The organism is Methylobacterium sp. 1A (genome assembly GCF_058072805.1).
Genome location: NZ_JBYQVE010000001.1, coordinates 1,699,093 through 1,724,153, shown reverse-complemented (window position 1 = coordinate 1,724,153; position 25,061 = coordinate 1,699,093). Strand labels below are relative to the sequence as shown.

The 25,061-nt window shown below is 66.5% G+C and carries 28 protein-coding genes, 1 tRNA gene and 2 pseudogenes; 14 read left to right on the top strand and 17 right to left on the bottom strand.

The window, feature by feature from the left end; all coding sequences use genetic code 11:
- Nucleotides 1-65 precede the first annotated feature (65 nt).
- Both ACX9MN_RS08460 and ACX9MN_RS08455 read left to right on the top strand, forming a co-directional pair.
- Nucleotides 66-710 (top strand): BON domain-containing protein, encoded by a 645-nt coding sequence (locus tag ACX9MN_RS08460; RefSeq protein WP_489724199.1) that lies wholly within the window; start codon nucleotides 66-68, stop codon nucleotides 708-710.
- 12 nt (nucleotides 711-722) lie between these two features.
- A complete protein-coding gene (locus ACX9MN_RS08455) occupies nucleotides 723-1,706 on the top strand; it encodes a zinc-dependent alcohol dehydrogenase family protein (protein ID WP_489724198.1) in 984 nt (327 codons plus the stop codon).
- A gap of 802 nt (nucleotides 1,707-2,508) precedes the next feature.
- Here ACX9MN_RS08455 and ACX9MN_RS08450 read toward each other — a convergent pair.
- From ACX9MN_RS08450 to ACX9MN_RS08440, 3 genes are all read right to left on the bottom strand, one after another.
- Entirely contained in the window at nucleotides 2,509-2,955 is a 447-nt protein-coding gene (locus ACX9MN_RS08450) for a host attachment protein (RefSeq protein WP_489724197.1), read from the bottom strand.
- A 22-nt stretch (nucleotides 2,956-2,977) separates the two neighbouring features.
- Nucleotides 2,978-3,790 (bottom strand): universal stress protein, encoded by an 813-nt coding sequence (locus tag ACX9MN_RS08445; protein ID WP_489724196.1) that lies wholly within the window; start codon nucleotides 3,788-3,790, stop codon nucleotides 2,978-2,980.
- A gap of 85 nt (nucleotides 3,791-3,875) precedes the next feature.
- Nucleotides 3,876-4,523, bottom strand: coding sequence for a BON domain-containing protein (locus ACX9MN_RS08440; protein WP_489724195.1), 648 nt, complete (start codon nucleotides 4,521-4,523; stop codon nucleotides 3,876-3,878).
- Nucleotides 4,524-4,930: 407 nt separating this feature from the next.
- On the opposite strand from ACX9MN_RS08440, the gene ACX9MN_RS08435 reads away from it, so the two are divergent.
- The 3 genes from ACX9MN_RS08435 (at nucleotide 4,931) to ACX9MN_RS08425 (ending at nucleotide 5,985) form a co-directional block, all read left to right on the top strand.
- Nucleotides 4,931-5,170 carry a biotin/lipoyl-containing protein gene (locus tag ACX9MN_RS08435; RefSeq protein ID WP_489724194.1) on the top strand — a complete coding sequence of 80 codons (240 nt, stop codon included), beginning with the start codon at nucleotides 4,931-4,933 and terminating at the stop codon, nucleotides 5,168-5,170.
- Nucleotides 5,171-5,392: 222 nt separating this feature from the next.
- The gene (locus ACX9MN_RS08430; protein WP_489724193.1) at nucleotides 5,393-5,614 is read left to right on the top strand and encodes an SPW repeat protein; all 222 of its coding nucleotides are present in this window, start codon (nucleotides 5,393-5,395) and stop codon (nucleotides 5,612-5,614) included.
- Nucleotides 5,611-5,985, top strand: coding sequence for a c-type cytochrome (locus ACX9MN_RS08425; RefSeq protein ID WP_489724192.1), 375 nt, complete (start codon nucleotides 5,611-5,613; stop codon nucleotides 5,983-5,985). Before ACX9MN_RS08430 ends, ACX9MN_RS08425 begins: the two co-directional genes overlap by 4 nt.
- Before the next feature lie 117 nt (nucleotides 5,986-6,102).
- Here ACX9MN_RS08425 and ACX9MN_RS08420 read toward each other — a convergent pair whose 3' ends face one another.
- Nucleotides 6,103-6,282, bottom strand: a complete 180-nt coding sequence (locus tag ACX9MN_RS08420; RefSeq protein ID WP_489724191.1) for an Hsp20/alpha crystallin family protein — start codon at nucleotides 6,280-6,282, stop codon at nucleotides 6,103-6,105.
- A 76-nt stretch (nucleotides 6,283-6,358) separates the two neighbouring features.
- A complete protein-coding gene (locus ACX9MN_RS08415; RefSeq protein ID WP_489724190.1) occupies nucleotides 6,359-6,589 on the bottom strand; it encodes a hypothetical protein in 231 nt (76 codons plus the stop codon).
- Nucleotides 6,590-7,061: 472 nt separating this feature from the next.
- Here ACX9MN_RS08415 and ACX9MN_RS08410 point away from each other — a divergent pair.
- The 5 genes and pseudogenes from ACX9MN_RS08410 to ACX9MN_RS08390 all read left to right on the top strand — a co-directional run.
- Nucleotides 7,062-7,688: pseudogene (locus tag ACX9MN_RS08410) on the top strand (divalent metal cation transporter); the annotation flags it as partial.
- A gap of 64 nt (nucleotides 7,689-7,752) precedes the next feature.
- Nucleotides 7,753-8,091 carry a c-type cytochrome gene (locus ACX9MN_RS08405; protein WP_489724189.1) on the top strand — a complete coding sequence of 113 codons (339 nt, stop codon included), beginning with the start codon at nucleotides 7,753-7,755 and terminating at the stop codon, nucleotides 8,089-8,091.
- 436 nt (nucleotides 8,092-8,527) lie between these two features.
- Nucleotides 8,528-10,096, top strand: coding sequence for a PAS domain-containing sensor histidine kinase (locus ACX9MN_RS08400; protein ID WP_489724188.1), 1,569 nt, complete (start codon nucleotides 8,528-8,530; stop codon nucleotides 10,094-10,096).
- Entirely contained in the window at nucleotides 10,089-10,700 is a 612-nt protein-coding gene (gene fixJ / locus ACX9MN_RS08395; protein ID WP_489724187.1) for a response regulator FixJ, read from the top strand. Before ACX9MN_RS08400 ends, fixJ begins: the two co-directional genes overlap by 8 nt.
- Nucleotides 10,701-10,809: 109 nt before the next feature.
- Entirely contained in the window at nucleotides 10,810-11,190 is a 381-nt protein-coding gene (locus ACX9MN_RS08390) for a response regulator transcription factor (RefSeq protein WP_489724186.1), read from the top strand.
- Nucleotides 11,191-11,213: 23 nt separating this feature from the next.
- Here the strand turns inward: ACX9MN_RS08390 and ACX9MN_RS08385 are convergent, their stop codons facing one another.
- Together ACX9MN_RS08385 and ACX9MN_RS08380 are read right to left on the bottom strand one after the other, a co-directional pair.
- The gene (locus ACX9MN_RS08385; RefSeq protein WP_489724185.1) at nucleotides 11,214-11,453 is read right to left on the bottom strand and encodes a hypothetical protein; all 240 of its coding nucleotides are present in this window, start codon (nucleotides 11,451-11,453) and stop codon (nucleotides 11,214-11,216) included.
- 763 nt (nucleotides 11,454-12,216) lie between these two features.
- Nucleotides 12,217-12,915, bottom strand: a complete 699-nt coding sequence (locus ACX9MN_RS08380; protein WP_489724184.1) for a cyclic nucleotide-binding domain-containing protein — start codon at nucleotides 12,913-12,915, stop codon at nucleotides 12,217-12,219.
- A gap of 432 nt (nucleotides 12,916-13,347) precedes the next feature.
- Here ACX9MN_RS08380 and ACX9MN_RS08375 point away from each other — a divergent pair, with 432 nt between their 5' ends.
- A complete protein-coding gene (locus tag ACX9MN_RS08375) occupies nucleotides 13,348-14,553 on the top strand; it encodes an IS256 family transposase (RefSeq protein WP_489724183.1) in 1,206 nt (401 codons plus the stop codon).
- Nucleotides 14,554-14,589: 36 nt separating this feature from the next.
- On the opposite strand, the pseudogene ACX9MN_RS08370 reads toward ACX9MN_RS08375, so the two are convergent.
- Nucleotides 14,590-16,161, bottom strand: a pseudogene (locus ACX9MN_RS08370) (IS1182 family transposase).
- 149 nt (nucleotides 16,162-16,310) lie between these two features.
- On the bottom strand, nucleotides 16,311-16,826 hold the full coding sequence (locus ACX9MN_RS08365; RefSeq protein ID WP_489724182.1) for a metallophosphoesterase family protein: 516 nt from the start codon (nucleotides 16,824-16,826) through the stop codon (nucleotides 16,311-16,313).
- 123 nt (nucleotides 16,827-16,949) lie between these two features.
- On the opposite strand from ACX9MN_RS08365, the gene ACX9MN_RS08360 reads away from it, so the two are divergent.
- The 3 genes from ACX9MN_RS08360 to ACX9MN_RS08350 all read left to right on the top strand — a co-directional run bounded on the left by ACX9MN_RS08360 (nucleotide 16,950) and on the right by ACX9MN_RS08350 (nucleotide 19,194).
- Nucleotides 16,950-17,192: a helix-turn-helix domain-containing protein gene (locus ACX9MN_RS08360; RefSeq protein ID WP_489724181.1), complete on the top strand. Its 243-nt coding sequence runs from the start codon at nucleotides 16,950-16,952 to the stop codon at nucleotides 17,190-17,192.
- Nucleotides 17,193-17,365: 173 nt separating this feature from the next.
- On the top strand, nucleotides 17,366-18,520 hold the full coding sequence (locus tag ACX9MN_RS08355) for a nucleoside triphosphate pyrophosphohydrolase family protein (RefSeq protein ID WP_489724180.1): 1,155 nt from the start codon (nucleotides 17,366-17,368) through the stop codon (nucleotides 18,518-18,520).
- 107 nt (nucleotides 18,521-18,627) lie between these two features.
- Nucleotides 18,628-19,194, top strand: a complete 567-nt coding sequence (locus ACX9MN_RS08350; RefSeq protein ID WP_489724179.1) for a uracil-DNA glycosylase — start codon at nucleotides 18,628-18,630, stop codon at nucleotides 19,192-19,194.
- Nucleotides 19,195-19,298: 104 nt separating this feature from the next.
- Here ACX9MN_RS08350 and ACX9MN_RS08345 read toward each other — a convergent pair whose 3' ends face one another.
- The 8 genes from ACX9MN_RS08345 to ACX9MN_RS08310 all read right to left on the bottom strand — a co-directional run bounded on the left by ACX9MN_RS08345 (nucleotide 19,299) and on the right by ACX9MN_RS08310 (nucleotide 24,962).
- The gene (locus ACX9MN_RS08345; RefSeq protein WP_489724178.1) at nucleotides 19,299-20,081 is read right to left on the bottom strand and encodes a hypothetical protein; all 783 of its coding nucleotides are present in this window, start codon (nucleotides 20,079-20,081) and stop codon (nucleotides 19,299-19,301) included.
- Nucleotides 20,053-20,574 (bottom strand): C1 family peptidase, encoded by a 522-nt coding sequence (locus ACX9MN_RS08340; RefSeq protein ID WP_489724177.1) that lies wholly within the window; start codon nucleotides 20,572-20,574, stop codon nucleotides 20,053-20,055. Before ACX9MN_RS08340 ends, ACX9MN_RS08345 begins: the two co-directional genes overlap by 29 nt.
- A gap of 161 nt (nucleotides 20,575-20,735) precedes the next feature.
- Nucleotides 20,736-21,749 carry an ImmA/IrrE family metallo-endopeptidase gene (locus ACX9MN_RS08335; RefSeq protein ID WP_489724176.1) on the bottom strand — a complete coding sequence of 338 codons (1,014 nt, stop codon included), beginning with the start codon at nucleotides 21,747-21,749 and terminating at the stop codon, nucleotides 20,736-20,738.
- A gap of 3 nt (nucleotides 21,750-21,752) precedes the next feature.
- Entirely contained in the window at nucleotides 21,753-22,127 is a 375-nt protein-coding gene (locus ACX9MN_RS08330; protein WP_489724175.1) for a helix-turn-helix domain-containing protein, read from the bottom strand.
- Nucleotides 22,124-22,462: a hypothetical protein gene (locus ACX9MN_RS08325; protein ID WP_489724174.1), complete on the bottom strand. Its 339-nt coding sequence runs from the start codon at nucleotides 22,460-22,462 to the stop codon at nucleotides 22,124-22,126. Before ACX9MN_RS08325 ends, ACX9MN_RS08330 begins: the two co-directional genes overlap by 4 nt.
- Nucleotides 22,463-23,606: 1,144 nt before the next feature.
- A tRNA-Gly gene (locus ACX9MN_RS08320) sits at nucleotides 23,607-23,681 on the bottom strand.
- A 107-nt stretch (nucleotides 23,682-23,788) separates the two neighbouring features.
- The gene (locus ACX9MN_RS08315; RefSeq protein WP_042670671.1) at nucleotides 23,789-24,253 is read right to left on the bottom strand and encodes an NUDIX domain-containing protein; all 465 of its coding nucleotides are present in this window, start codon (nucleotides 24,251-24,253) and stop codon (nucleotides 23,789-23,791) included.
- A 13-nt stretch (nucleotides 24,254-24,266) separates the two neighbouring features.
- Complete coding sequence (locus tag ACX9MN_RS08310; protein WP_489724173.1) at nucleotides 24,267-24,962, bottom strand: fumarylacetoacetate hydrolase family protein; 696 nt, start codon at nucleotides 24,960-24,962, stop codon at nucleotides 24,267-24,269.
- Nucleotides 24,963-25,061: the final 99 nt, after the last annotated feature.

Here is a 25,061-nt window from a genome sequence, read left to right as displayed (position 1 = left end):
CCGATCCATCGGCAGCCTGCAGGCGCTGGCACTTCAAATCACCCGACCGAATCGAGGAACCGGCCATGGACGACAATATCGTGCGCCAGCACGTCATCGACGAGCTGGCCTATGCCCCCATGATTGACGCGGCGCAGATCGGCGTCGCGGTCGAGAACGGAATCGTGACGCTCTCCGGGCACGTCCGCAGCTACGCGGAGAAGGGCATCGCGGAACATGTCGCGCTCCGGGTCCGCGGCGTCCGCGCCGTGGTCGAGCAGATCGAGGTGCGCTACCCCGACAACGTCCGCCTCGGCGACGAGGCCCTGGCCGATCGGTGTGCCCGCGTGCTCGAATGGCACGTGCAGATCCCGGAACGGTCGGTGGAGATCAAGGTCGAGAAGGGCTGCGTCACCCTGAAGGGCTGCGTGCCCTATTACCATCAGAAGGCGGAGGTCGACAAAGCCCTGCGGCGCCTCGCCGGGGTCACCGACATCGTCAACCTGATCGCCGTGAAACCGAGCGCCAAGCCCGCCGAGGTCAAGACGCGGATCCTCGCGGCCCTGAAGCGGAGCGCCAAGGATCCGGACACGATCCGCGTGCAGGTCGAGGGGGACCGCGTGATCCTCGACGGATGCGTGAACGTCTGGAGCGAGCGCGAGTTGGCCGAGCGGGCCGCGTGGTCGGCGCCGGGCGTGCGCGCCGTCGAGGACCGCCTGACGCTTGCGTGACGAGGTCGAGCGATGCTGGCGATGGTCCTGCGTGAGGTTGGAGGCCCCCTCGTACCCGAGGTGCGGCCCGACCCGGAGCCCGGCCCCGGGGAGGTCCGCATCCGTGTCGAGGCCTGCGCGGTCTGCCGCACGGACCTGCACGTCGTCGACGGCGAGCTGCCGCAGGCCGTCTACCCGGTCGTGCCGGGCCACGAGATCGTGGGCATCGTCGAGGCCGTCGGCGCGGGCGTGAGGGATCCGGCCCCGGGCCTGCGAGTCGGGGTGCCCTGGCTCGGGCATGCTTGCGGCCATTGCCGCTACTGCGAGACCGGCCGCGAGAATCTGTGCGACGATCCGGGCTTCACCGGCTGCACGCGCGACGGCGGGTTCGCGAGCCACGTCGTCGCCGAGGCCGCCTTCACGATCCCGCTGAACCCGCACCTCGACCCGGTCGCGACGGCGCCGCTCCTGTGCGCCGGTCTGATCGGATGGCGCAGCCTCCAGATGGCCGGTGCGACGGGGACGGTGGGACTCTACGGCTTCGGTGCGGCCGCCCATATCGTCGCCCAGGTCTGCCGGTGGCAGGGCCGCCGCGTGCTCGCGCTGACCCGGCCCGGCGACCGCGATGCCCAGGCCTTCGCCCGCGCGCTCGGCGCGGTCTGGGCCGGCGGCTCCGACGAGGACCCGCCCGAACCCCTGGACTCGGCCCTGATCTTCGCCCCGGACGGACGCCTCGTCCCGGCCGCTCTCAAGGCCGTGCGCAAGGGGGGGCGGGTGGTCTGCGGCGGCATCCACATGAGCGACATCCCGGCCTTCCCGTACGACCGGCTCTGGGGCGAGCGTGCCGTCCTCTCGGTGGCCAATCTCACCCGGGCGGATGCCCGCGATTTCTTCGCGATCGTGCCGCGCGTCGGCATCGTCACGCATACCAGCACCTATCCGCTCGCCCGGGCGAACGAGGCCCTCGCGGCGCACCGGGCCGGGCGCCTGCGGGGCGCCGCCGTCCTCGTGCCTTGATGCAAGGCCCGCCCCCGCGCCTGCCTATAGGGTCCGCTCAAATCCCCTTCCCAGAGGACGGGGATCAGCCCCAACCATCCCTGCTCGCTAATCCAGCAAGCCCTTCATGGCCAGCCCCGTTCAGGCGCCTGCCGTGAGGCGTCACCTGTTGTCGCCCACAAGCTCGCGGTAGTGGGCGATGATCTGGCCGGCCGAGTCGCCGATCAGGAGCATGGTGCCTCCAAAGGACGATTGGATTGAGGTGGTGGCGACGGCCGATGGCTTGCCCGATACCTCCGGCCGCACGACCGAGGTGCGCGGGTCGCCGCCAGCGCCTGTGTTCGCTATTTGGGCCAGGATCTGCACTGAAGTGAGGCCCGACAGGACCGAAGCTGCGAGTGACGTTCGGACCAAGCGAGGCATCATCTTTCGGCCCCGTTCCGCAATCCCGCACGATGACCTGACGTTGGCGGCGCTGACGGCGTCTGCTCCGCCGCGGTCAGATGGGTGCCCGGAATGATGTCCTGTTCCTCAAGCATACGCGGCGCATCTTCGTCGCCAGCGGACGAACGGAGCAGACGCGCGGAGCCGTCTATTAGATCCTGCGGGATAACCGAGCCGCTCGTACCTTGCGCCAGTCGCGCCCCCTCCACCGGTCCGCGCTCTGTCACCTCCATACCGAGAAGGGCAATCGCCGCACTGCAGACGGTCGCGTGCCCCATGCCCGCATCTTCGGATCAGTGTTAAGGCGAGACGGAGGTCAACCCGGGGACAGGTTCGGACGCGGCGTCCCGGCCAAGAAACCAGCGTCGCAGGGGCGGCCTCACGCCGCGCAGAGATGTCTCTGAATCTCGTTGACCGTATGCTTGGTCAAGTCCTTGTCGACCTCCCCGATGATTGCGCGCTTGAGCCGTTCGGGCAGGGCGAGACGCAACTCCGAGAGCGTTTTCGGCGGGGCGACGACGACCAGGGCGGGAACGGGGTTGAGCCGATCCAGCGCCCGAGCGACCTCTTCGGTGAACCGGTGTTCGGCCATCTCGTGCCAGTCCGTCTGCTCGATGGCGCTGCGCCGGTCGCCGAGCCTGACCCGCGGGGGCGTGTCCGTCCCCTGTTCGCGGGTCGGCGGATTCGGTGGTGCTTTGAAGACCTTCTGCACGCGGAGGTTCAGGTTCAGAGGGTGGCCTTCGTTAAGGAGCACCAAGGCCTTGTGACCGTCGCCTACGACGACGTAGCCCCCGTTCGGGATCATGAGGTTGCGTTTGCCAGTCATGGCGCCCATCCCTGCGACTGTCTCAGTGGCTCATCAGGCAGCAGACGGGGGCACCGGCCAGGAGTGTCCGGGTGACGCCGCCGAACGCCCATTCCCGCAGGCGGCCGTGCCCATAGGCGCCGGTCACGATCAGGTCGGCACCCTGTTCGGCGGCGACCTCGATCAGCGCTTCCGCCGCCGTGGCGACGTGGGTCCTTCTCTGGATCGCGGTGGCATGGACGTCGTGGGCGCGGACGAGGCCGAGGATGTCCTGACCGTCGGCGACCTCGCCGCTCTCATCGACCGACACGATGAGAACTTGCGACGCCCGTTTCAGGAACGGCAGCGCGTCCCAGACGGCGCGGCGGGCCTCCCGGGTGTTCCGCCAGCCGATCACGACGCGCTTGGCATCGAGGACATCGATATGGGGCGGCACCACCAGCACCGGCCGGCCGACCTGCATCACGAGATCGCCCGGATCGACCGCGAACAGCGCGGGTCCGGACTCCGTCTTACGCCCGACCACGACCAGATCGGCGGCGGCCGCCTGCGCGATCAGGAAGGAATCTGGGAGGTCGATGTTCGAGCGCCACTCGATGCGGCTGCGCGTTCCGGCGATGTCGGTGAAGATCGCGTGGGCGGATCTGAGGTCGTTCAGGACCATCTCGCTGGACGTCTCAAGGGCGTAGGCGCTCGCCGGCGTCGGCCCGACCGGCGGAACCGCATAGGCCGGCTGCTCCGCCGCAACGCCGATCAGGCCAGCGTGAAAGGTATCGGCCAAGTGGGCGGCCAGGCGCACGCGGTTCCGCGCCTGATCCGCCAAGTCCATGGCGACCATGATGCTCGCATAGGTCATGAGACGTCTTCCGGAAGCGATGATAGTGGTTGAAGGCGTTCACGGGGCGCGCGAGCACGATGGTCTTGCCGCCCCGCGTGGCAGCTCAACCCAGGGTCAGGCGATCCTCGACGGCGCGCACGCCGGGTGCCGACCATGCGGCGTTCTCGGCGAGTTCGCGCTCGTACCACGCGTGGATCTTGCCCTCGAGGGTCACCTTCGCATCCTTCACGGTGACCTTGATGGCGTTCGCCTCGAGCTCGGCGTTGCGTTTGAGCGCCGCCTCGATCTTGGACTGTACCTGGGGGGCGCTCGCCTTCGGAGCGACCTCGATCTTGTTGATGATGCCGGCGACGCCCGCGAGGCGCCGGATCGACCGGTAGGCCTCTTCCTTCTGGTACTGCCACTCGACCCGTCCGGTCAGCGTCACCCAGCCGTCCTGCACCTGGACCTGCACGGTCTTCTTCGGCACGGTCGCAGACCAGTCGAGCATCTGGACGGCGCGCTGGGCGAGATCCTCGTCGCGGGGCGGCGTCTCGCCGGCCAAGCGGACCTTCATCTCCTCCACGACGCCGCGCACGCCGCGCACCCGCCGGACCGCCTTCTCGGCGGCCACGCGCTGCGCGTAGGTCCCGACATGTCCCGTGAGGGTGACTATCCCGTTCTCGACCGCGACGCCAATATTGGCCGCATCAATGCTCGGCTCGAAATCGAGCTCATCGATGACATCCTGGCGGATCAGCTTGTCACCCATCATAGATCTCCTCAACCAAGTCCAAGTCATGCTTGAACAAAGCTAACTATAGCCACGGCAGACAGTCGGACATTGATCCAGCGCAAGGGGCGCTCACCGCGGTCCGGCGCAGCTTCCGGCAGATCCGGGCGCCGTCGCGGCAGCTCGGAACCGTGCAGGAAGCGGCACGGCAGCAACCATATCCTGCCCATCGAACAGCCGGTCGAACAGGAGCGCGTTGTGAATCCAGACTGCGACGGTATCCCGATTAAGGTCATGATTACGAAGGCGAGGATGCGCATGCGCGGCGGGACATGGCTCAAAACACTCGGACGCCGAGCCGTGATTCAAATCAATGAGGTCACTCTCCGGATAGCCTCACCTGCCTGATGCGCCCTGCGACGGGTGCCTGGATACGGGAAGCGACCATGGCGGATGTTCATGTTGCCGAGGAACTCTGGTCAACGGGCATGCTGCCCGAGGGCATCTTGGAACGGTGGTTTGTGGCGGATGGGACGCAGGTGCGGGCCGGCGAGGCCGTGGCTGCCGTGCGCATCGGCGAGGCGCTGCACGACATCGTGTCACCCGCTGGCGGGCGCCTGATGGTCCTCGCGCCGGTCAACGAGGTGGTCGACCCCGGCTGCATCATCGCCGAGGTCCACGCCTGACGGTTCGCCGCCGCGACCTGCTTGAGACCGGTCGTGGCGCGGCTTCAAGCTGGGCGGAACGGAGGCAAACATGGCCCGCGTGGACATGGCCGCACCCTGGCCGCCGATCTGGTGAGCGGCGAGATCCTCCTCGGCATCCTACAGCACACTTGGCGTCGCACTAGTGCTGACGGCGTGGTTGCTGGTCTTCACTGATCATACCTCCCAGACGTCTTCGCGCTCTTGCCCGGTTTACTGATCGTCACCCTCTACGGCGCCAATCAGACCCGCTTCCGGGCCGTGCTCGAACAGACGATTCGGCTTGTAGGGGCCTGGACAATCGTTGCGCCTTGGGCTTTCGAGTTCGCCGCGAACGAGGGCGCGCTCTGGGCGCACGTCACGTCGGGGAGCCTTGCCATGATGTCCGCGGCGACCTGGCTCAAGAGCGAGAGGAGGCAGCCATGACGTTTCCGTCCGGCATCCTCCGTTGGGCCATCTTTGCTGGCCTGCTGGAGGTCAATATTGCCACTTCGGCCGCCGGTCCCGCGGAGGACCACCACGTGGGGGGCCGGACCGTGGCCGAGCAACTCTGCAGCCAGTGCCACGTCATCGGTCGCGAGGCGCAGGCAGGCGAGTTTGTCGGCCCGGCGTTCCTTCGGGTCGCCAACATGCCGTCGACGACCGCCCTGTCTCTCAACGTCTTCCTGCAGAGCCATCACCAGCGGATGCCGAGCCTGCAACTCGACCGGGGCGAGAGGGACGCGGTCGTCGACTACATCCTCAGCCTCAAGGCCGATCAAGCGGGCGGCGTCGGGAACGAAGTGCCGAACGACTGACGGGGGCCGGACAGACGGCCCGCCGGGACATGCGGCCAACGCGGAGTGGTCGGCGGGCGGCCACCATTCCACCGTCGGGCCAGGCAGGAACACCTGGCCACTATGTTCGCCGGGTCCTCAGGGAGCCTTGATCTCGATGCGCTTGGTCTCGGGCTGTCTTAGCGCGGGCTTGGGCAGTTCCAGCGTGAGCACGCCCTTGTCCATGCGGGCGACGATGTCCTCGGCCTTGGTGCCCGGCGGCAACTCCAGCGCGCGCGAGAACCGACCGTAGGAGCGCTCGGACAGGGCATGAGCCACCGAACAGTCGAGATCTACCGAGCTCACGTGACGAGCAAAGTGGGGGCAGGAAGCCTATCTGAGTTGGTCCGCAGGGTCATGATGCTGCAGCAGGAGTGCTGAGTTCCTGCGGTGGCGAGCAAGAGACACGCTTCAGGGCCGCCCTCATCGCTTCAGCTCGTTCAAGCGACTGAACGGAAGCGGGGGACTTGCTGGCACTGCAGGGCTGCCGCCACGATGCTCTCGATCCGCTCGCTTGGAGAACCTTGCGCAATATCGCGAGTTCTTCGGCTTCGTCGTCGAGCAGCGAGGCATCGGGGAAGATCATGGTCGGCGTCCTCTGCAGGTCAGCGCGCGTAGGGTGAGGCGAGGATCACCCGGACACCACTGCGGTCGTCATCGCCGCCAAAACCCAGTCCGGCGGCAGGGGCCAGTCGCCTTGCAGCCCTCTCCGCCTGCACGCCGATCTTTGCATCTACTTGCCGGGTGACGCCTTCTGCCTGCGGATCGGGCACGGGACCGGAGTAGACAAATTGGACGCTAGCCTCAGCGGCCAAGATAGCTGACACGCAAAGCGCGGCTCTCATCGCGCTCGTCAGGAGGCCAGATCGCTTGCGGGGAACCACGGAACCTCCTTCTCGAATCGCGGTCGAGCCTCTCGGCACGGGGCACAAGAAGTGCACCAGCTGGGCAGGTGGATAGTCTTTGAATTCGGAGGGGAAGGATATTCCGGCTGCTCGCTTAAGGGTTTTTACATACATCCTCCCACGCCATCCGGTTGCGGCAAGCTCGGGTGGTTTCACGTCTATCCACGGCGGCGCGATCTTCTCCACGCGCCCGAACAGGCCCCCCCGGCCTTGCGCCGGATCGAGATCGACGCCCTGACCGGGATGGGGATGTCGAATCTTGTGGCGCTCTCCATCCTGGGCACTGGGGCGGCCGCGCTCCATGCGCACGGTACCCTGAACATCCAGACCTCCGCAGAGGCGGCTGCGGCCTTGCCGGTGGCGGGGCGGTTTGCCGAGGCGGTCTTCGCGCTGAGCGTGATCGGCGTGGGATTGCTTGGCGTGCCCGTGCTCGCCGGCTCATCCGCCTATGCCGTCGGTGAGGCGCGGCGTTGGCCAGTCGGCTTCTCGCGCCGGGTACAGGAGGCCAAGGCTCTCTACGGCGTGGTGGGGCTCGCGACCCTTGTCGGCATGCTGATCAGTCTCACGCCGAACGTCGATCCGGTTCATGCACTCTTCTGGAGCGCGGTTCTGAACGGCGTCGACGCGGTGCCGGTGATGACCGTGATGATGCGGCTCGCCGCAGGCACCGATGTGATAGGTCCCTTCGCGGTGACGGGCTGGCTGAAGGGGCTGGGCTGGCTCGCTACACTGGTCATGGCGCTCGCCGCCGTCGGGATCATCATGACCCTGGTCGGCTGAGGCTTGTCCCTCCGTGAGGACTGAGAGAACTTGGCCGCGTTCGATCAACCTGCAGGAGACCTGTATGCGCGTTTCCACCTCCGCCCTGGCTGGCGCGGGACTCTTCACAAGCCTGACCCTGTGCACGGGGGCCGCTGAGGCGGCGGAGGATCCCCATGTCCAGCGCGGGCGCACCTTCGTGCAGACCCATTGTGCCCGCTGCCACGCGGTCGGCCGCACGGGCGAGAGCCCGCTGGCGGAAGCGCCCCGCTTCCGTGATCTGCACACGCGCTATCCCGTCACCTACCTTGCCGAGGCGCTGGCCGAGGGTATCCGGACGGGCCACCCGAGCATGCCGGAGTTCCAGCTTGACCCAGGCCAAGTCGAGGATGTGATCCGATACCTGACGAGCTTAGAGCGTTGAGCATGAAATTTACACGATAGCCATGTTGACGCGACAGACGGCGGATCCAGAAACTTTAGACAATCTATAATGCTGTCTTGCACGGAGCGTGCGGCGGAATCATCTTTGCCGCTGCTGCTTCTTGCTGTTCAGAAGGTAGACGGCGGGCGGAGTCGCAGCGATTATTTGGCTGCACGCCGCCGCGAGCATTTTGGTCGTCAGCTGAACGGCTGCCACCTTCTTTGAAGGCGCGTACGAGGCCACGGAGCCTTGCGTCTGCGACATGGCTCATATGTGCTGCGTTAACGCGCGGGCTGTCATCTGGGCACAACTTCGGATTGCTAGGAGCGGCTGCCGATGTGCTAAATGCACCTGATTGCTCTACCCACTCTCGTCTTAGGGCAGGTTGTTCGATCTATGACGCTCCGCGCGAACCCGATTGGGCCCACGGGCTGCGATGCCGCGTTCGGTTGATCCGACCGGCACGCCTCCTGCTGAGGCACCGGCCCTATCAGCCGAAGAGCTGCGCGAGACGCTCGACGCAGCCGGGATCTGCACATGGTCGCTGAAGCCGGCCACAGGCAAAGTGACCGTGTCCGCGACCAGTATTCGCCTCCTCGGTGTTCGGCCCGAGCAGCTGACCAGCTTTGCTGCCCTGCAGGAGATCATCCATCCCGACGATCGGGAGAAGCGTGCGCAGGCGATCCAGCACGCGCTTGAGAAGGGTGGGACCTACGAGGTCGACCTGCGCATCCTGCGCCCCGACGGGCAGATTGGCTGGACCCGCTCGCGCGGGCGGGTGGAGCTCGACGCGGCCGGTGATCCGGTTCGCCACCGGGGCGTGATGTTCAGCATCGATGTCCAGAAGCGGGCGCAGGCGGAGCAGAAGCGGACCGAGGCGGAGCTGCGGGCCCGCGAGGCGCATCTGCAATCCATCCTCGACACCGTACCGGAGGCCATGGTCGTCATCGACGAGGCAGGGATCATCCACTCGTTCAGCGCCGCAGCCGTGCGCCTGTTCGGCTACACGGCGGATGAGGCGGTCGGTCAGAACGTCCGCATGCTGATGCCCGAGCCGATGCGGAGCGAGCACGATGGCTATCTCGACCGGTACCGCCGCACCCGAGAACGCCGCATCATCGGCACCGGACGGATGGTCACGGGCCAGAGGCGGGACGGCTCGACCTTCCCGATGGATCTTGCCATCGGCGAGATGCGCTCGGGCGGGCAGGTCTTCTTCACCGGCTTCATCAACGACTTGACCGAGCAGCAGCAGACCCAGGCACAGCTGCAGGAGCTCCAGTCCGAGCTCGCCCAGGTTTCACGTCTGAGTGCCATGGGAGAGATGGCCTCCACCCTCGCGCACGAGCTGAATCAGCCACTTGTGGCGATCAGCAGCTACGCCAAGGGCTGCCGCCGCTTGTTGGATCGGGAAGGTGTCACCGTTCCACCGGGAACGAAGGAGGCGCTCGACCAAGTGGCGGAGCAGGCGCTCAGGGCCGGCCAGATCATCCGGCGGCTCCGTGAGTTCGTCTCGCGCGGCGAGACCGAGAAGCGGATCGAGCCTGTCTCCAGGCTGATCGAGGAGGCCAGCGCACTGGCGCTGGTGGGAGCGCGCGAGCAGGGCGTGTCGGCTCACATCAGGCTCGACCCACGGGTCCAGTCCGTCTTGGCTGACCGCGTGCAGATCCAGCAGATCCTGGTCAACCTGATGCGCAATGCGCGCGAGGCCATGCAGGAGAGCCAACAGCGCGAGCTCATCGTCGAGGCAAAGCCGGTCACCCAGGAGATGATCCAGATCCTGGTGTCGGATACCGGGCCGGGCATTTCGGAGGCGGTAGCCGACAAGCTGTTCCAGCCCTTCGTGACCACGAAGCCGACCGGGATGGGCGTGGGATTGTCGATCTGCCGGACCATCGCGGAGGCGCATGGCGGGCAACTCACGGTCGAGCGCAACCGACTTGGTGGGGCGACATTCCGCCTGACGCTGCCGGCCGTACACGAGCGGGAGTTGAACGATGGCTGACCTCGTGCATGTCGTCGATGACGACGAGGCAGTCCGAGACGCCGTCGGGTTTCTGCTGGCCAGTACGGGGTTCGAGGTGAAGCTCTACGACGGCCCAGAGGCGGTGCTTGCCGCCCTACCGCACCTGGGCGGTGGCTGCATCCTGTCGGATATACGCATGCCTGGCATGGACGGGCTGAAGCTCCTGCGTCGCCTGCGGACGGGGGGCAGCGCGCTCCCAGTGGTCCTGATGACGGGACATGGCGACGTGCCGCTGGCGGTCGAGGCGATGAAGCTCGGGGCCTGCGACTTCATCGAGAAGCCGTTCGGCGATGAAACGCTGCTTCAGACGCTTCGTTCGGCTCTCGAACAAGGGCAGCCGTCTCCGTCCGCAGATCCTGCCATTCAGGAGTTCGTCCGCCGGGTCGGTACCTTGAGCGAGCGCGAGCGGCAGGTTCTTGACCATCTGGTCGCTGGCGCCACCAGCAAGGAGATCGGCCGCGCGCTCGAGATCAGCCCGCGCACCGTCGAGATCTACCGGGCCAAGTTGATGGCGAAAACCCAGGCGAGCAGCCTGTCCGAACTGGTGCGCTGGTCGGTGTTGGCTGGCCTCGGACCCGCTTGAGTGAGATCAAGGCTGCGGGACCGGCCCGAAGTCAGATTGCCGGTCGAAGATGGCGCTCACGTGGTCACCAAGCCTGCGTGCGCAGCGAACCCGTTCAAGGACGACAACCGTGCCGATCTACATCGCCGATGACGATTCGGCAGTGCTGGACGCGTTGCGCTTCCTGCTGGAGGGCGAAGGCTACACGGTCGCGGCGTTCCGAAGTGGCGCGGAACTGCTTTCAGCGTTCCCGGGCCCTGAGCCAAGCTGCGTGGTGCTCGACTATGTGATGCCGGGCCTGAACGGAGTGGAGGTGTTCCGCCGGTTGCGCGAGCTCGACGTCGAGGCCCCTGTCGTGCTGACCACGGGGCATCCCGACCCCCTGATCCGCAAACGCGCGGAAGCGGTAGGCCTGCCGCTGGTCGAGAAGACACTCTTGCCGGACCTGCTCTGTGCCATCGAGACCGCCCGCACAGGGCCCGCCGCGGATCGTGCGAGCCCACAACACTGATCCCGGCACGCCCCGGGGCTCGATCAGGCACAGATGTGCTGGAAGAGGTAGAAGCCAAGCCGCCCAGTCGCATCGCGGGCAGCCCCACGCTGGAAGCCGACCGGCAGATCCGTCTTGGTTCGAGCCGTGTAGCCGTAGGACCAGTTCTCTGGGTTGAGAAAGGTCGGAACCGGCATGTCCTCGCGCACGGCGCAGCACAGGCCGGGTTTGTGCTTGCGCAGGAACACATTGTAGGGGTCGCGCAGCTGAGATTGTGTGAACATGGCCGCCTCCTCTAGCTTGGCTATTCAAGCAGCCAGGAGCGCGATTATCTTCGATCCAGCGCAAGTTTTCGGGGCTTAGTCGGCCCATCCTCTGCGCGGCGTACCCGGAGCGGTCCAGAGTATGCAGTGAACGCCTGCCCGACCAGACCGGAGCAGAACCCGGCGAACGGGATGACCACTCGCCAGGAGGCAGCCTATCGCGTCGCCCGGTGTCGGCCCGACGCGCTCGCCTGTCTTAGTGGCAGACAGGCAACGGGGCGACTTCGATGGGGAATAGGGCGGGTATGGCTACGATCCCATACGGCCGCCGGGCAACAAGCGGCTAAGAGAGGCCGCTCCGCGAACAGAAGAGACGCTGCCGGGCCAAGGGACAGGTCGCCGTTGAGAGCGCCATGTGTCTGTCGCGGATCCGCATGGTACGGCTTGGCACCGCAATCGATGCGTAGGACGGGAGGTAACCTCTCAGGAGCGGGGGGGGTTGGTGTTCTATGAGCGACACATCCTCACGGGCCAGCCGCGAACCGTTGATTCCCTCGCGAGAACACGGCGCGTGGATCCGTTGGGCTCGCGAGCGCCATGTCGTGATTGGTACGTCGGACGGCAGCCTCTATCTGCACCGCGACAACCGCATCCGAGTAGGCAAGCCGCGCGGTCAGCTCCGCCATTGCCAAAATGGCCGCGGCACCGAGAATGCCGCGCCACGCGACCCGCCGCCGTGCCGAAATATGTGTCTCACTGCCACCAGCTGTCACTAGCGAGCGGCTCAGTCCTCGACCGCGCGCCGCATCCGGCCGCGGCAGAGGCTGAACTGCCGGTTGCTGCAGCTGCTGCGTAGCAGCGCGCCGTCGCCCTCAAGCTGCGTGATGGTGCGCGACACGGTCTCGATGGTCAGCCCGAGGTAGTCGGCGATATCGCGCCGGGTCATCGGCAGGATGAAGGTGCCGGTGCCGCCCAGGCGCTCGTCCACCTCCATCAGGAAGGAAGCGACGCGCTCCGTGGCCGACCGGCGCCCGAGCAGCAGCATATGGTCCTGGGCGTGACGCAGATTGTTCGTTGCCATGCTCCAAAGCTGACAAGCGACCTCGGCGCGGTGGGCCGCGGCCCGTTCGATCTGGCGCCGCTTGAAGATCAGGACCTTGGTGTCCGACAGGGCTTCCGCCGTATGCCGGTGAGTCTCGCCCTGCTCGAAGCCGAAAAGGTCGCCGGGCAGGTGGAAGCCGGTGATTTGCCGCCGGCCGTCGCTCAGGACCTTGTAGGTGCGCACCGCGCCCTCGACGACCTTGTAGACGAACTCGGCGTCCTCGCCCTCGCCGTAGACCTCCTCCTCGCGGGCGTAGGAGAACGGCGTCCCGATGAGCTCCGGGCAGCCCGCGAATTGAGCGCTCCCGTGGATGCCGCCGACCGGCGCATCGAAGCTCGCGGCCGCCTGAGAGGGCTGGGGCAGGGAGATCGCGCTCGGCATCGGTTTGCTCCTCATCCGTGTTGGATGACGGCTTGGATGCCTGAGGTAGGGCGGCGCCGAAATTCCGGAGGGCATCTTAAGCGGGGCCGCTTAAGGGCAACTACGTAGGCGTGGCGCACCGGGTCGAGGTCACGCACCAGCCACGAACATCCATTCAGCCAAGAGGTCTGAAACCACAACTTTTCCGCTGCGCCACGGGTGGACTTGCCTCGGTTTAGACACTGCTGGCGAATTCCTACGCGGCCATTGGCTGAGCCATGAGGCGGGCGAAGGCGGAGCGTTGGGTTCGGACAGCGGGCGTGCCGTCGCTCCAGGTAGCGTCCGCGAACGAGGTGTAATTTCCGGGTCCGTTCGGGTGGGGATTGGGGTGGCCATCGGGGCTGGCGGCTAAGGTGGAGTTTGCGGACTTCAACCCGAGCCGAGGTAACCCCGATGACCGACGACAGAGTGGCACTGATCGAGGCGCTGCAGAAGGCCGACGACGGCAACTTCCTGCGCTCGATCGCCGAGACGGTCCTGCAGATCCTGATGGAGGCCGACGTGGACGGGCTGATCGGGGCCGGGCGCTACGAGCGGTCGGGCGAGCGCAGCACCTACCGCAACGGCCATCGCGAGCGCAGCCTCGACACCCGGCTGGGCTCGCTCAACCTGAAGATCCCGAAGCTGCGCACCGGCAGCTACTTCCCCGGCTTCCTGGAGCCACGCAAGACGGTTGAGAAGGCGCTGGTGGCGGTAATCCAGGAAGCATGGATCGCCGGCGTCTCGACCAGGCGTGTGGACGATCTCGTTCAGGCCATGGGTTTGTCGGGCATCTCGAAGTCGTCGGTGTCCAAGCTCTGCAAGGACATCGACGAGCGCGTGAACGCCTTCCTGACGCGCCCGCTGTCGGGCGCGTGGCCGTATCTCTGGCTCGACGCCACCTACCTGAAGGTACGCGAGGGCGGGCGGATCGTCTCGGTGGCCGCCATAGTCGCCGTGGCGGTCGACACCGAGGGCCGGCGGGAGATCGTTGGCCTGCATATCGGCCCGTCGGAAGCGGAGGTGTTCTGGACCGATTTCCTGCGCAGCCTAGTCAAGCGCGGCCTCGCGGGCGTGCAGCTCGTCGTCTCCGACGCCCACGAGGGCCTGAAGGCCGCCATCCGGCGCGTGCTGAAGGCGACATGGCAAAGGTGCCGCGTTCATTGGACCCGGAACGCCCTGGCCTACGTGCCGCGGGCGCAGCAGACCATGGTGGCGGCCGGTCTGCGCAGCGCCTTCCAGCAGCCCGATCAGGACGCGGCCCGCGCCGCGCTCCAGCATCTGGCCGAGCAACTCCACAATCGCTGGCCGAAGCTGAAGGGCTTCATCGAAGGCACGAGCGACGATGTCCTGGCTTACCTCAGCTTCCCGATCCAGCATCGAACGAAGCTACATTCGACCAATCCGCTGGAGCGCCTCAACAAGGAGATCAAGCGCCGTGCCGACGTGGTCGGTATCTTCCCCAATACGGACTCGATCCAACGCTTGATTGGCGCGGTGCTGTTGGAGGCAAACGACGAGTGGCAGCTCCAGCATCGCTACATGCAGGTCGAGGGCATGGTCGGCCTCACGCCGGCACTGACCGACGACACCATCACCCTTCCACCGCAGGCCGCCTGACCGATGGCCGCTCCAATTCCACCCCAAAAGTCCACCTCATTGACGGACGCGACCGTCGCTCCAGGCGGCGAGGCGGCCGAAGTTGATTGCCGTGGCCGTCAACAGCTGTTGCAGGTGCGTTCCGGCCAGACCGAGATAACGGCTGCGACGCAGGCCCATCGCCCGTACGCCGCGCGAGAACGTACCCTCGATGCCGGCTCGCCGCCGCCAGTCGGCTGCAAACTCCGGTGAGGCCTCTCCGGCCCGTGCCGCGACGAGCGCCTCGTGTTCCTCACGCGAGCGCGGCGTCAGGAGCCGGCGACCCGAGCGTGTGCAGCGGGGCTTCAGGCGGCAGGCTTCGCAGTCCCGCGTGGCGAAGCGGATGCGTATGACCGTACGGCCGAGATTGTGGTTCGGGTGCCAGCTCCGGCTGCTATGTCCGGCTGGGCAGATTGCGATCTGCCGATCCCAATCGAGGTGAAAGGCTTCGAGGGTGAAGGCGCCGGCCGTGCGTGCCTGCCAGTGGTTGTCCTTCGACACTGGCCCGGTCAGGGCGACGCCGTGATCGCGTGCTGCGATCACGAGGCCGTCGGCGCCGATATAGGCGGCATCGATGAGATGGCGCACTGGCAGCAGGTCCTTCGCCGCCAGCGCCGTGTGCAGTGGGTCGAGCACCGCGCGGTCCACGACCGGGGCCGGAGTCGTCGCGACATGGACGATCAGCGGCGGCCGACCGTCGTCGCAGGTCTCGGTCACGTGAACTTAGTAGCCGATCCAGGTAGTCGCGCGCTTCTTGGCGTAGTGGACATCCGGATCGTAGGGCGAGGCGACCATCGCCAGGGCGGGCGGGATACCGTCGGCCTCCGTCCGCCACCGGACCCGATCGCCTCCGTGCGGACCTGCATCGCTCCCTTCGCCGAGGCGGAAGTTCTGCAGCCAGACCCGGCGCAGGACCACGACAGCGGGCACCTCGCGCAGCCAGCCCGGCGCGGTCCCAGCGTCGATGGCCACAAGCAGCCGATGCCCGTCAGACCCGACCTCCTCGGCGCAGGCGCGGCGGGCCGCCTCGCCCTGCGGGATGTGGAAATCGTCGATGGGACGGCCATAGCGCTCGATCCAGCTCGGTTCCGTATGAGCACGCAGCCAGTCCGGTGCGGCGACCGCCAGGGCGTTGAGCGCGGCCCGCAGGGTCTCGATGGCGCAGCCGAGGCGGTTGAGGCCGCGGACCGCTCCGAGGACATGGGTCGCGTCGGTGCGCTGGCGGCCGCGCTTGGCCAGGAGGCCGCGCTCGCGACAGAGGTTGAGCAGGGTGCCGAACAGCAGAGCCTCAGCGCCGCCAGCCACGAGACGGGAGCGGAACTCGCTCAAGACCGAGGCGTCGAAGCCGGGATCGGTCAGGTCGAGGCCGAGCAGGTACTTCCAGTCGATGCGGGCCCGCACGGCGTCGGCTGCGCGGCGGTCGGACAGGTTCTCGGAGAACTGCAGCAGCGTGATTAATGCCAGCCGCCAGGGGCAGGCTGCGGGCTGTCCGACGCGAGCGAACAGGTCGGCGAGCTGGATATCGGCGTAGTTCGGACCGAGGGCATCGCGGAGCTTCCGGATCGCGAACAGACGCGCTCGCGCATGCAGACCGTTTCCGTCCCGTACAGCTGCACTGCCGAGGGGGGCCAGTCTCGACGCGATCCGCCGCGTCCACGCGGCAGCTGTGCAGAGCGCCTATGCCAATGCTCCGCGCGCGGACGACGCGGCGCGCCAACAGAATGAGCTGGGCGACCTCGTCATGACGACGGCGGATCCGGCGCGATCTTCCGAAGAATTTCGCATAACGAAACCGGCCGGAAATTCCAAACATCCACTCCGACGTCGCAAGTGCCAGGCAGGCTCGGCAAGGTTCCGTGGCTATGTCCATGCAGAGCCAGAGATCCGCGGTGGGATCTATTCCACGCGCGCATCGCGTAATGGAACAGGACGAGCAAGCGGTCATCCACGACGATCTCGGCGTAGTGCTGCACCGAAGCCCAAGGCAGCGCGAGGGTCCTTCCACTGTCGTGGTTGCCGCGCACCAGATGGATCGCTCGACCGCGCAAACGGCTGAAGATCTCTGCCTGACGATTGGGACCACAGCGGTAAGCGAAATCGCCCAAATGCCAGACTTCGTCGCAGCTATCGATGGCGGCATTCCACCGCTCGACCATCGCTTCGTCCATTTCGGCCACGTCGGCGAATGGACGATGGCAGAGGCGGATGATGTTGGCGTGACCGAAATGGTGATCTGCCGTGAACCAGAGGGTCATGGCTCCCTCCCGAAATGCGAGCGCGGAATCGCGATCGACGGCCGCTAAGAAAATCAGATTTTCCGATAATTTTCCATCTGGTTTAGCTGACAGATCGGCTTTCTCGATCCCGCCGTCGGGCCGATGCCCAAGACCCTCAGAAGCGCACGTCATCGAAAATTGATCGAACTCCTCGTCGAAGCTCGTGAGCGGTCGGGCTTGACCCAAAGCGAGCTCGCCTCGCGACTGGGCCGATATCAATCTGTCGTTGCCGCGATCGAAGGAGGGGGAAGGCGGGTCGATCTCGTTGAATTCCTCGAGATCGCGGACGCATTGGAGATCGACGCGACGTTGGTCGTGAACGCAGTTCGCGCGATCCCCGCTTGATGTCGGTTCAGCCCGACTGATCCTCGTCGAGGAACCCCAGGCCGGCGAAGGGCGGCTCGGGATTGCACCCATCGTAACGACTGCGACGGTCGCTGCGACGGCACCAGCGCTTACCGGAGATACCGCCATGGTAGCTGGCGACAGGCTACGGCCGCACGGCTAGGATCTGCTCTATGACTGCGCCGATGGACGAATTTTCACCTCTCACGATCGCGGGCTACGCCTCGCTCGCCTCGTCCACCGACCAGCGAAGCGACGGTGGCTCGCTGGCGTTCCCTTTGCTCGGGCTCTTCGGGGAAACGGGCAGCCTTCTCAGCGAAGTTAAAAAGAAACAACGTGATCGGGCCTCGTATCTCGGATACGCCAGCGCCGTCGTCGAAGAACTCGGTGATGTCCTCTGGTACCTGACCGCGGTCGCTTCACGCGGCGGACTTCGATTGGAGGAGATCTTCGCAAGCCCGACCCAGACTGGTGCGGCGACCTTCGCATCCCTCCAGCCCGCGATCATGCCGCGACAGGAGTCGCCGAACGCGGCTTTCGAAAGGACGCTTCTCCAGCTTGCCAGCGAGGTCGGTGTGCTGCTCGCCGACCAGCACGAGGAGCGCCTCGGACAACGCGATCTGCTTGCCGATCGGTTGAGATCGATCACACGGTCCTTGGTCGAGGCCGCCACCGAAGCGGGAGTGACGCTCGAGGCTGCGGCAGTGAAGAACCTGGAGAAGATTTTCGACAGGTGGCCGCATGAGCGGATCTATCCGGTGCCGCTCGATGCGCAGTCCGATCCGGCGGAGCAGCTGCCGCGCGACCTGTACGTCGACATCTTCGAACGCGACGTTCGCGATCGCAAATACGTCTACCAGCGGTGCAACGGCATCAACATCGGCGACCGGCTGACGGACAACGCCATGCTCCAGGACGACTACCGCTTCCACGACGTCTTCCACTACGCCTACGTCGCCGTGCTCGGCTGGTCGCCGGTCGTCCGGGCCCTGCTCCGGGTGAAGCGCAAGAGCGCGCCGAAAGTGGACGAGGCGCAGGACGGCGCACGGGCGATCCTGATCGAGGAGGGAATCACGACCTGGATCTTCGGGCAGGCGGTGAACCTGGAATTGTTCGCCGGCGCTCGGCCTGGCGACATCCCGTTCGACCTCCTGAAGCACGTCCGCCAGTTCGCGGCGGGCTACGAGGCGGAGCGCTGCCCGCTTTGGATGTGGGAAGAAGCCATTCTTCAGGGCTATGCGGCTTTCCGATTCCTGCGCGAACATCGGCGCGGGCGTATCCACATCGACATGATCAACCGCCGCCTCTCGATCGAGCACTTGCTTTGAGAACGCCCGCATCCTTCGCTGCAGCGCTCGCCGACGTTCGGCTGCCCTCGGTCTTCAATCCGTACGGAGACGTCTGCCCGGGGCATGATCGCGCCGATGCCGCCACCGTGCGTCGACGCAACCTCACACGCTGCCTGGAAGCGGCACTCGACGCCAACGTCGATACGATCTGGATCGCCCGCGATCTCGGATATCGCGGCGGCCGCCGGACCGGACTGCCCCTGACGGACGAGGTCCATCTCGAGTCGGCCGGCGCTCTGATGGGCGGCATCGACCTCAAGCGCGCCACCCGCGGCCCCGTCGTCGCCGAGCGCACCGCGGCGATCATCTGGCGTGTTCTCGCCCGGATAGGCGAGCCCGCGGTCCTATGGAACGTCTTCCCGCTCCACCCTCACGAGCCGACGAACCCGTTCTCGAACCGATGCCACACCCGCGCCGAGCGCGACGCCACGTGGTGCTTCACGGAGGCCTTGATCGCGATGGTCGCGCCGAAGCGCATCGTGGCGATCGGGCGCGATGCAGCGCTGGCCCTTTCCGGTATCGACATCCCGCTCTCCGTCGTCCGCCACCCGAGCTACGGCGGACAGGCAGAGTTCATCGCGGGCGTGCATTCGCTCTACGGCGTCGCCCAGACGACCAAGGAGCGGCCGACGACTGCGAGCCTGCCCTTCTGAACAGTCCTGCGGGCCTGGCGGGAGGCCGCCGGCGGCCCTATCCGAGCCGACCGGCTCCCATGCGACGAACGTGGCCGCGGCGCCCCCTCGATCCGCGGCATCGGTCAGGCCGCGCATTTCTGGCCGGCATCCCGGGCCTGGCTTAGAAGGGTCTTGATGTCGTTGCGACGGGTGCCCTTCGGCAGATCGACCTCTGCGCGCGTCGAGACGATCGTGAGTTCGCCCATATCGAGGCCCGTCTCCCGGCAGACGAAATCCATCAGGCGCCCGAGGCCGATGAGGTTTCCGAGCAATTTTTCAACGTAGAAGTGGTTCCGATACATCGCCGTAAGCCCAAGCTTCCTGCCGCTCTTCTTCGCTCCGGGCACCACCTTGAAACTCAGAAAGCTGAGACATTGTCCTCCGTAGGGTGAGTTGTCGACGTCGCGCGCCGCATCGAACAATGGAAGCTCGAACTTGTTGAGGGATTTGACGTTTTTGTCGTTGATCCGTCCGATGATGTCCCAAAGCTGATTCGGGTTCTTCCCCTCCGGGACCGAAATGTCGATCATCCGCTCGAAGTAGTAGCCAGACCACCGCTCGTTGCGCCGAACCCTTCCCAACACCCGTTCCTGAAAGACGTCGAAGAAGGCCGGGGCGCGGTATCGGTGATAGAGACCGGCAGGGAAGATCGTGTTCGCCACGGTTTCGACCGCCTGTTGACCCCGTTGACGGAGGAAGTCGTCGACCAGCGCGACGCCTGGATCCCGCAGCGTCGTGTTCCTCGTCGGATCGGCGATGTCGAGGACGACGTTATAGGCGTAGTGGCCCGGCTGCGCTTCGACCATCCGCACGGCCTCGCGCCATGCGCTGATGCAATCAGGCTGCTGGGGAATCGGGAGATACAACGACATCCTCCGTCAGTTTCGCGGCAGCATAGATGCGCGGGCCGAGAAAGGCCTCGGTAAGCCAAGCGTGGCCTCGCTCGCCCCACTTCGCGCCCCAGCTGTTCCGCACCAGAATCGCACGGTGGCCGCCGGCCTTTCCGTGGCCGACGGCGACCACGGCGTGACGGCGCAGCATCTCCGGCATCTCGCCGGTGGCGGGATGAATCACGCCGTCCGCATTCGGTCGAAAGAAGGAGCGGGAAAGCCGTATCAGGACGATGACCGGCTGGCCGCGCTCGATCTCGCCCACGATGAAGTCGAAGCCGACCGGGCGACGTTCGGATCCGCATCTGAACAGAGGGCCGACGTCGCCCGGCGGGACCCAGGACGCAGCATCGACGGGCGTGGCCGGAAGGTAGGGCCAACCGTGCTCCTCTGGCTGCCCGTCCTCACGCAGCACGTCGAGCATCGAAGCCAGCGTGGCCCCTTCGTCCGGGCCGCTGCCCGTGCGCATCTGAGCCCGGTGAAACGCGTACTCGGACGACAGGGGGAGCCATCCAGGCCGAACCCCGGCATGGGTGTCGCTCGCAGCGAATGCGAGACAGGTCGGCCGGGGGCCCTGGTCTCGGGCATGACCGAAGCGCGGCCTCAGGTCTACGAAAACTTCGACGCCGCTCATGCCGCCCCGAGCAAGCTCCGCCGCTCGGCACGCGAGAGGCCTTCCTCCTCGGGGCCGGTCAGGTCCATCTCGACGTCCAACTTGTTCAGAATCGCGTCCGGATCCCAGGGCCGAAACTCGGCGAGTTCGATCAGCCCGCGGAAGTCATCCGGCGGCGCGGCCGTGACGCGCCGGAGCACGTTGTCGCCGACGCTGTCTTCGGGTGGCTCCGATAATTCGTCTTCGACGATCGCGAAGCCGCTGTTTTTGAGCTGATCGATATCCCACAGGTACCCGCCGCCGCTGTGCTCCTTCAAGCGGAGCACGAAGATGTCGTTGCGGCTTCCATCGATGCGGGTTCCAGCGTCGCGTTCCGTGAGAAGCCAGACGTCGCCTCGATAGTCGTCCGGGCGGTAGGGATCCAGAAGCCCGGCCTTGAGCTCCCGCGGTTTCGTCTCCAGGAGTGCGTCGACCTGTCCGGAGGTGATCAGACGACGCCTCGCGAGCGTGTAGCAGGTCGCCGCGTAGCTGGCGCCCAGACGCAGAGACAGCTGGTAGACGCGATCGGGTCGGACGAAGTCCCTGGCCGCCCAACCCTGACGCGATGCGTGCGCGAAGAAGAGCCAGCGCGGCATCATGAACTCGACCGCGAAGGCATCCGCCTCGACCTCCTGGAATTTCGGCACCCTCTCGCCAGCCATCGGCATGCGCCGCAGAATTCCCTCGTCGTCGAGACTGGGCTCGTGCCCGAGGGAGAAATGCCCGAGCTCGTGGGCCGCCGTGAAGCGCTGGATGCTCATCGGACGCTGTGTAGTCACAAGGATTCCCGGAGCCGGATCGTTCAGATAGGCTCCCAGGAGGCCCTGCAGGGGACGCATAAGGAGTGGCAGGTCGAGCGCTCCAATCGATGCGAATACGTCGACATTGCCTCCGTGCGCTTCGACCCGCGATCGAATGCCGAGGTCCCGATGAAGCCGCGCGGCGGCCTGTGTGCCGACCCGGACCGCTCCTGCGTAGGTTGTCGAAACCATCGCTCAGCCTTGGTCCGGCCGCGATCTGGCCCGCAGGTACTCCGCGAAGCGACCGAGTTCCTCTCTGTCTTTCTCCGAGAGCGCCGCCGCCCGCCGCGCCAAGTGGGCGACGTCGATCGGCAGTCGCGAAGAGGCCTCGTCTTCTCCGGTGAAGTAGCCCACAGGTTGACGGTAGAGTCTGGCCAAGCGCGTCAGCTCGATGGCTTCCACACGGCGCTGGCCACTCTCGATATCGGTCAAGGCCGTGCGCGGGATCTTGAGGTAGTTCGCCACCTCCTCCTGCTTCAGGCCGAGATACTTCCTGGCCTCCTTCAGCCGATCGCCCAGCTTCCTGCGTTCCTCCTCGTCGCTGCCCGGAGGGCTCGAGGCTTGGGTCACGTCTTCACTCCGTTGATCTTGGCCCAGTGATTCTCGATCCGCGGAACAAGCTGTTCCAGGGCCTGCTCCACCGACGTGTAGCCACCCGCGCGTACGACGATATCCGGCAGGTTGCAGCCGATGACAGCTTCGACTGCGGTGAGCAGCGAGACCACTACCAGAGAGTCGATCTGAAACGTCGTCGTGGCGATCGCCGCCGGAGTGGCCGGCAGGGCGTCGCCTTTGACGGCCGCCTCCGATTTGACCGCCTCGATCAGCTCGTCGCGCAGGCACTTCTCGACTTCGGGTGTCGGGAAGGACGCGACGGATGGAGCGGCAATCGGAGCGAGTGGCATGGCCTGTCGAAATCCGTGACTTCCCAAGAATGATAATGTCGAATTTTTCGACATGCAAGGGCGATCCGGCTGCGACTCGAAACGGCTTCAGATGCCCTGAACGAGCGTTGGACGACCAACCGCTGCCACGCCCGTCTGGAATGCCGCATCCGATTTGGGCCGGGTGACACGACACCGAGCCGTACCTTTCGTGGCCTCGCGACAGGTCGTCGATCGAGCTCCGGAAGCGGAAGCGACCGGACCCTAGCCCGAACGGATCAATCACCCGACCTGCGAAACCCACGACCATCCGGCCTCGGGACTGGAACGCCACCCGGCTCCGCAACTGGTCATGGCGTGTCCCACCTTGGCCGAGCCGCGGCAGCGGCGGGACGACCGATCTCGGCCGACGGCGCTGCTTCAGGCGACCCATCGCACACCCGGCATGCCTTGCGGCGAGCGGGAGGCCGATACGCGGCGCGAGATCCGGATGCGGGCGACGGACGTCACGGGCGACGCTTCGGTCTCTTGGTGGATCGAACCGATCCGCACGCGAGCCGAGACGGCACCGCCCCCAGAGGGCGTTCCGATCCTTCCGTGGGCCGAAGACGACCTCGTGCGCGTAGGACTGCAGGACGTCTTCGATCTCCCACAGAGTGACCGCGCCCGGAGCGCGATCTCGGCTGCCGACCTGCACGCGTCGAGTGCGAAGGAAGCACCGGCCATCCTTCGAACCCGCGTTCGCCGTTGGACGAAGAAGTCGCCCCATCGACCGCGGAGCACCGTACCCTTGATCAGCATCGCCGTGGGCAAGGTCTGGAACGGCGACTGCATCCGACCCTGGGCGTCGCCGGCCGGCGAGCGGCGCAGCCGCGTGGACCGATGGCAGCGGATTACGGAGCAGGTCGGAAGGAATGCGTAGGATCCGTATCCCGCACCTTCGTCGACATCGAGCTACGGAAAGGCGTCGCGGGCGTCGGGAGATCGAGCGGCGGAGTCCGGAAAATCGGACAGAGCCGTCGCTCGCCCATTCCTTCGGGAGCGGATCCGGATGCAGATCCCGCATCATGGCAGGCGCGGTGCCGCCTCGGTGCCGCCTGGAAAGCTGCAACGCCCGGGTGAAGCGTTGCAGCAATCCTGCAGGTGACTGCGATAATTGAAGATTTGGAGCGGGCGAAGGGATTCGAACCCTCGACCCCAACCTTGGCAAGGTTGTGCTCTACCCCTGAGCTACACCCGCTCACTGTGCCGCGCCGCCCGGACTTTCGTGCCGGCGGCCCCCGGCGCGGCTCTCTAAACACCATTCCGCCGGGCGACGCAAGCGCCCTTTTCGCGAACCGTCACGATTTACCAGTTCGGCTCCGGCGGGAGGCCGTCGCGGATCTCCCGGAGCCGGGCGCGGGTCCCGCGCGTGGTCCCCTCGGGGAGCGCGTCCATCGGGAAGAAGGCGCACTCGGCGACCTCCCGGTCCGGCGCCTTCGGGCGCAGGACCGTGAAGGCCGGCAGGACGAACAGGGCCACGTGGTCGCGGGGCGCGGCGACCACGTTCCGATAGAGGCCGTGCAGGCGCGGCTCTCCCTCGGCGACGATCTCCGCCTCCTCGCGGAACTCCCGCACGATCGCGTCGCGCGCGGTCTCGCCGCGCTCGACGCCGCCGCCGGGGAGGTGCCAGCCACTCACGTAGGTGTGGCGCACCAGGGCGACGCGCCCGGCCCCGTCGAGGGCGACACCGCGCACGCCGAGGGTCATGCCCCGGGACGCGAGCGCCCCGAGGTGGAACAGGCGCCGCAGCAGCGGCCGATCGAGGAGCATGCGGCCGCGCGGCTCAGACGACGTCGAGGGTGATGGCGCCGAGACCGTCGATCGCCGCGACCATGCGCTGGCCGCGCTGGACCGGGCCGACGCCGGAGGGCGTGCCGGTGAAGATCAGGTCGCCGGGCTGCAGGGCGAAGTAGCCCGACAGGTAGGCGATCTGCTCGGCGACGGACCAGATCATGTCGCCGAGGTCGCCCTTCTGGCGGATCTCGCCGTCGACCGACAGGGTGATGGCGCCCTTGGCCGGGTGGCCGATGGCGGAGACCGGGTGGAGCGCGCCGATCGGCCCCGACCCGTCGGCCGCCTTGGCGGTGTCCCAGGGCCGCGACATCTTCTTGGCCTCGTCCTGGACGTCGCGCCGGGTCATGTCGAGGCCGATGGCGTAGCCGTAGACGTGCTCCAGGGCGGTCGCGGCCGGGATGTCGCTGCCGCCGCTCGCGAGGGCCGCGACCATCTCCACCTCGAAATGGTAGTTGGCGGTCTTCGGCGGGTAGGCGTGGGCCGTCGGCTCCGGCCCGACGATCTGCAGGGCGTCGGCGGGCTTCATGAAGAAGAACGGCGGCTCGCGGTCCGGGTCCGCGCCCATCTCGCGGGCGTGGGCGGCGTAGTTGCGCCCGACGCAGTAGACGCGGCGGACGGGATAGAAGTCGCTGCTGCCGACGATGGGGAGCGCGATGCGGGGCGGGTTCTGGATGACGGAGAGCATCTCTGCCTCTGCGGTGGATCGTCCGGGTGGACCGGCGCGACGACGCCCGGGCCCTACATCATCGTTGTAAGGTCCGCATCGGCGCGCGCCATACCGGCG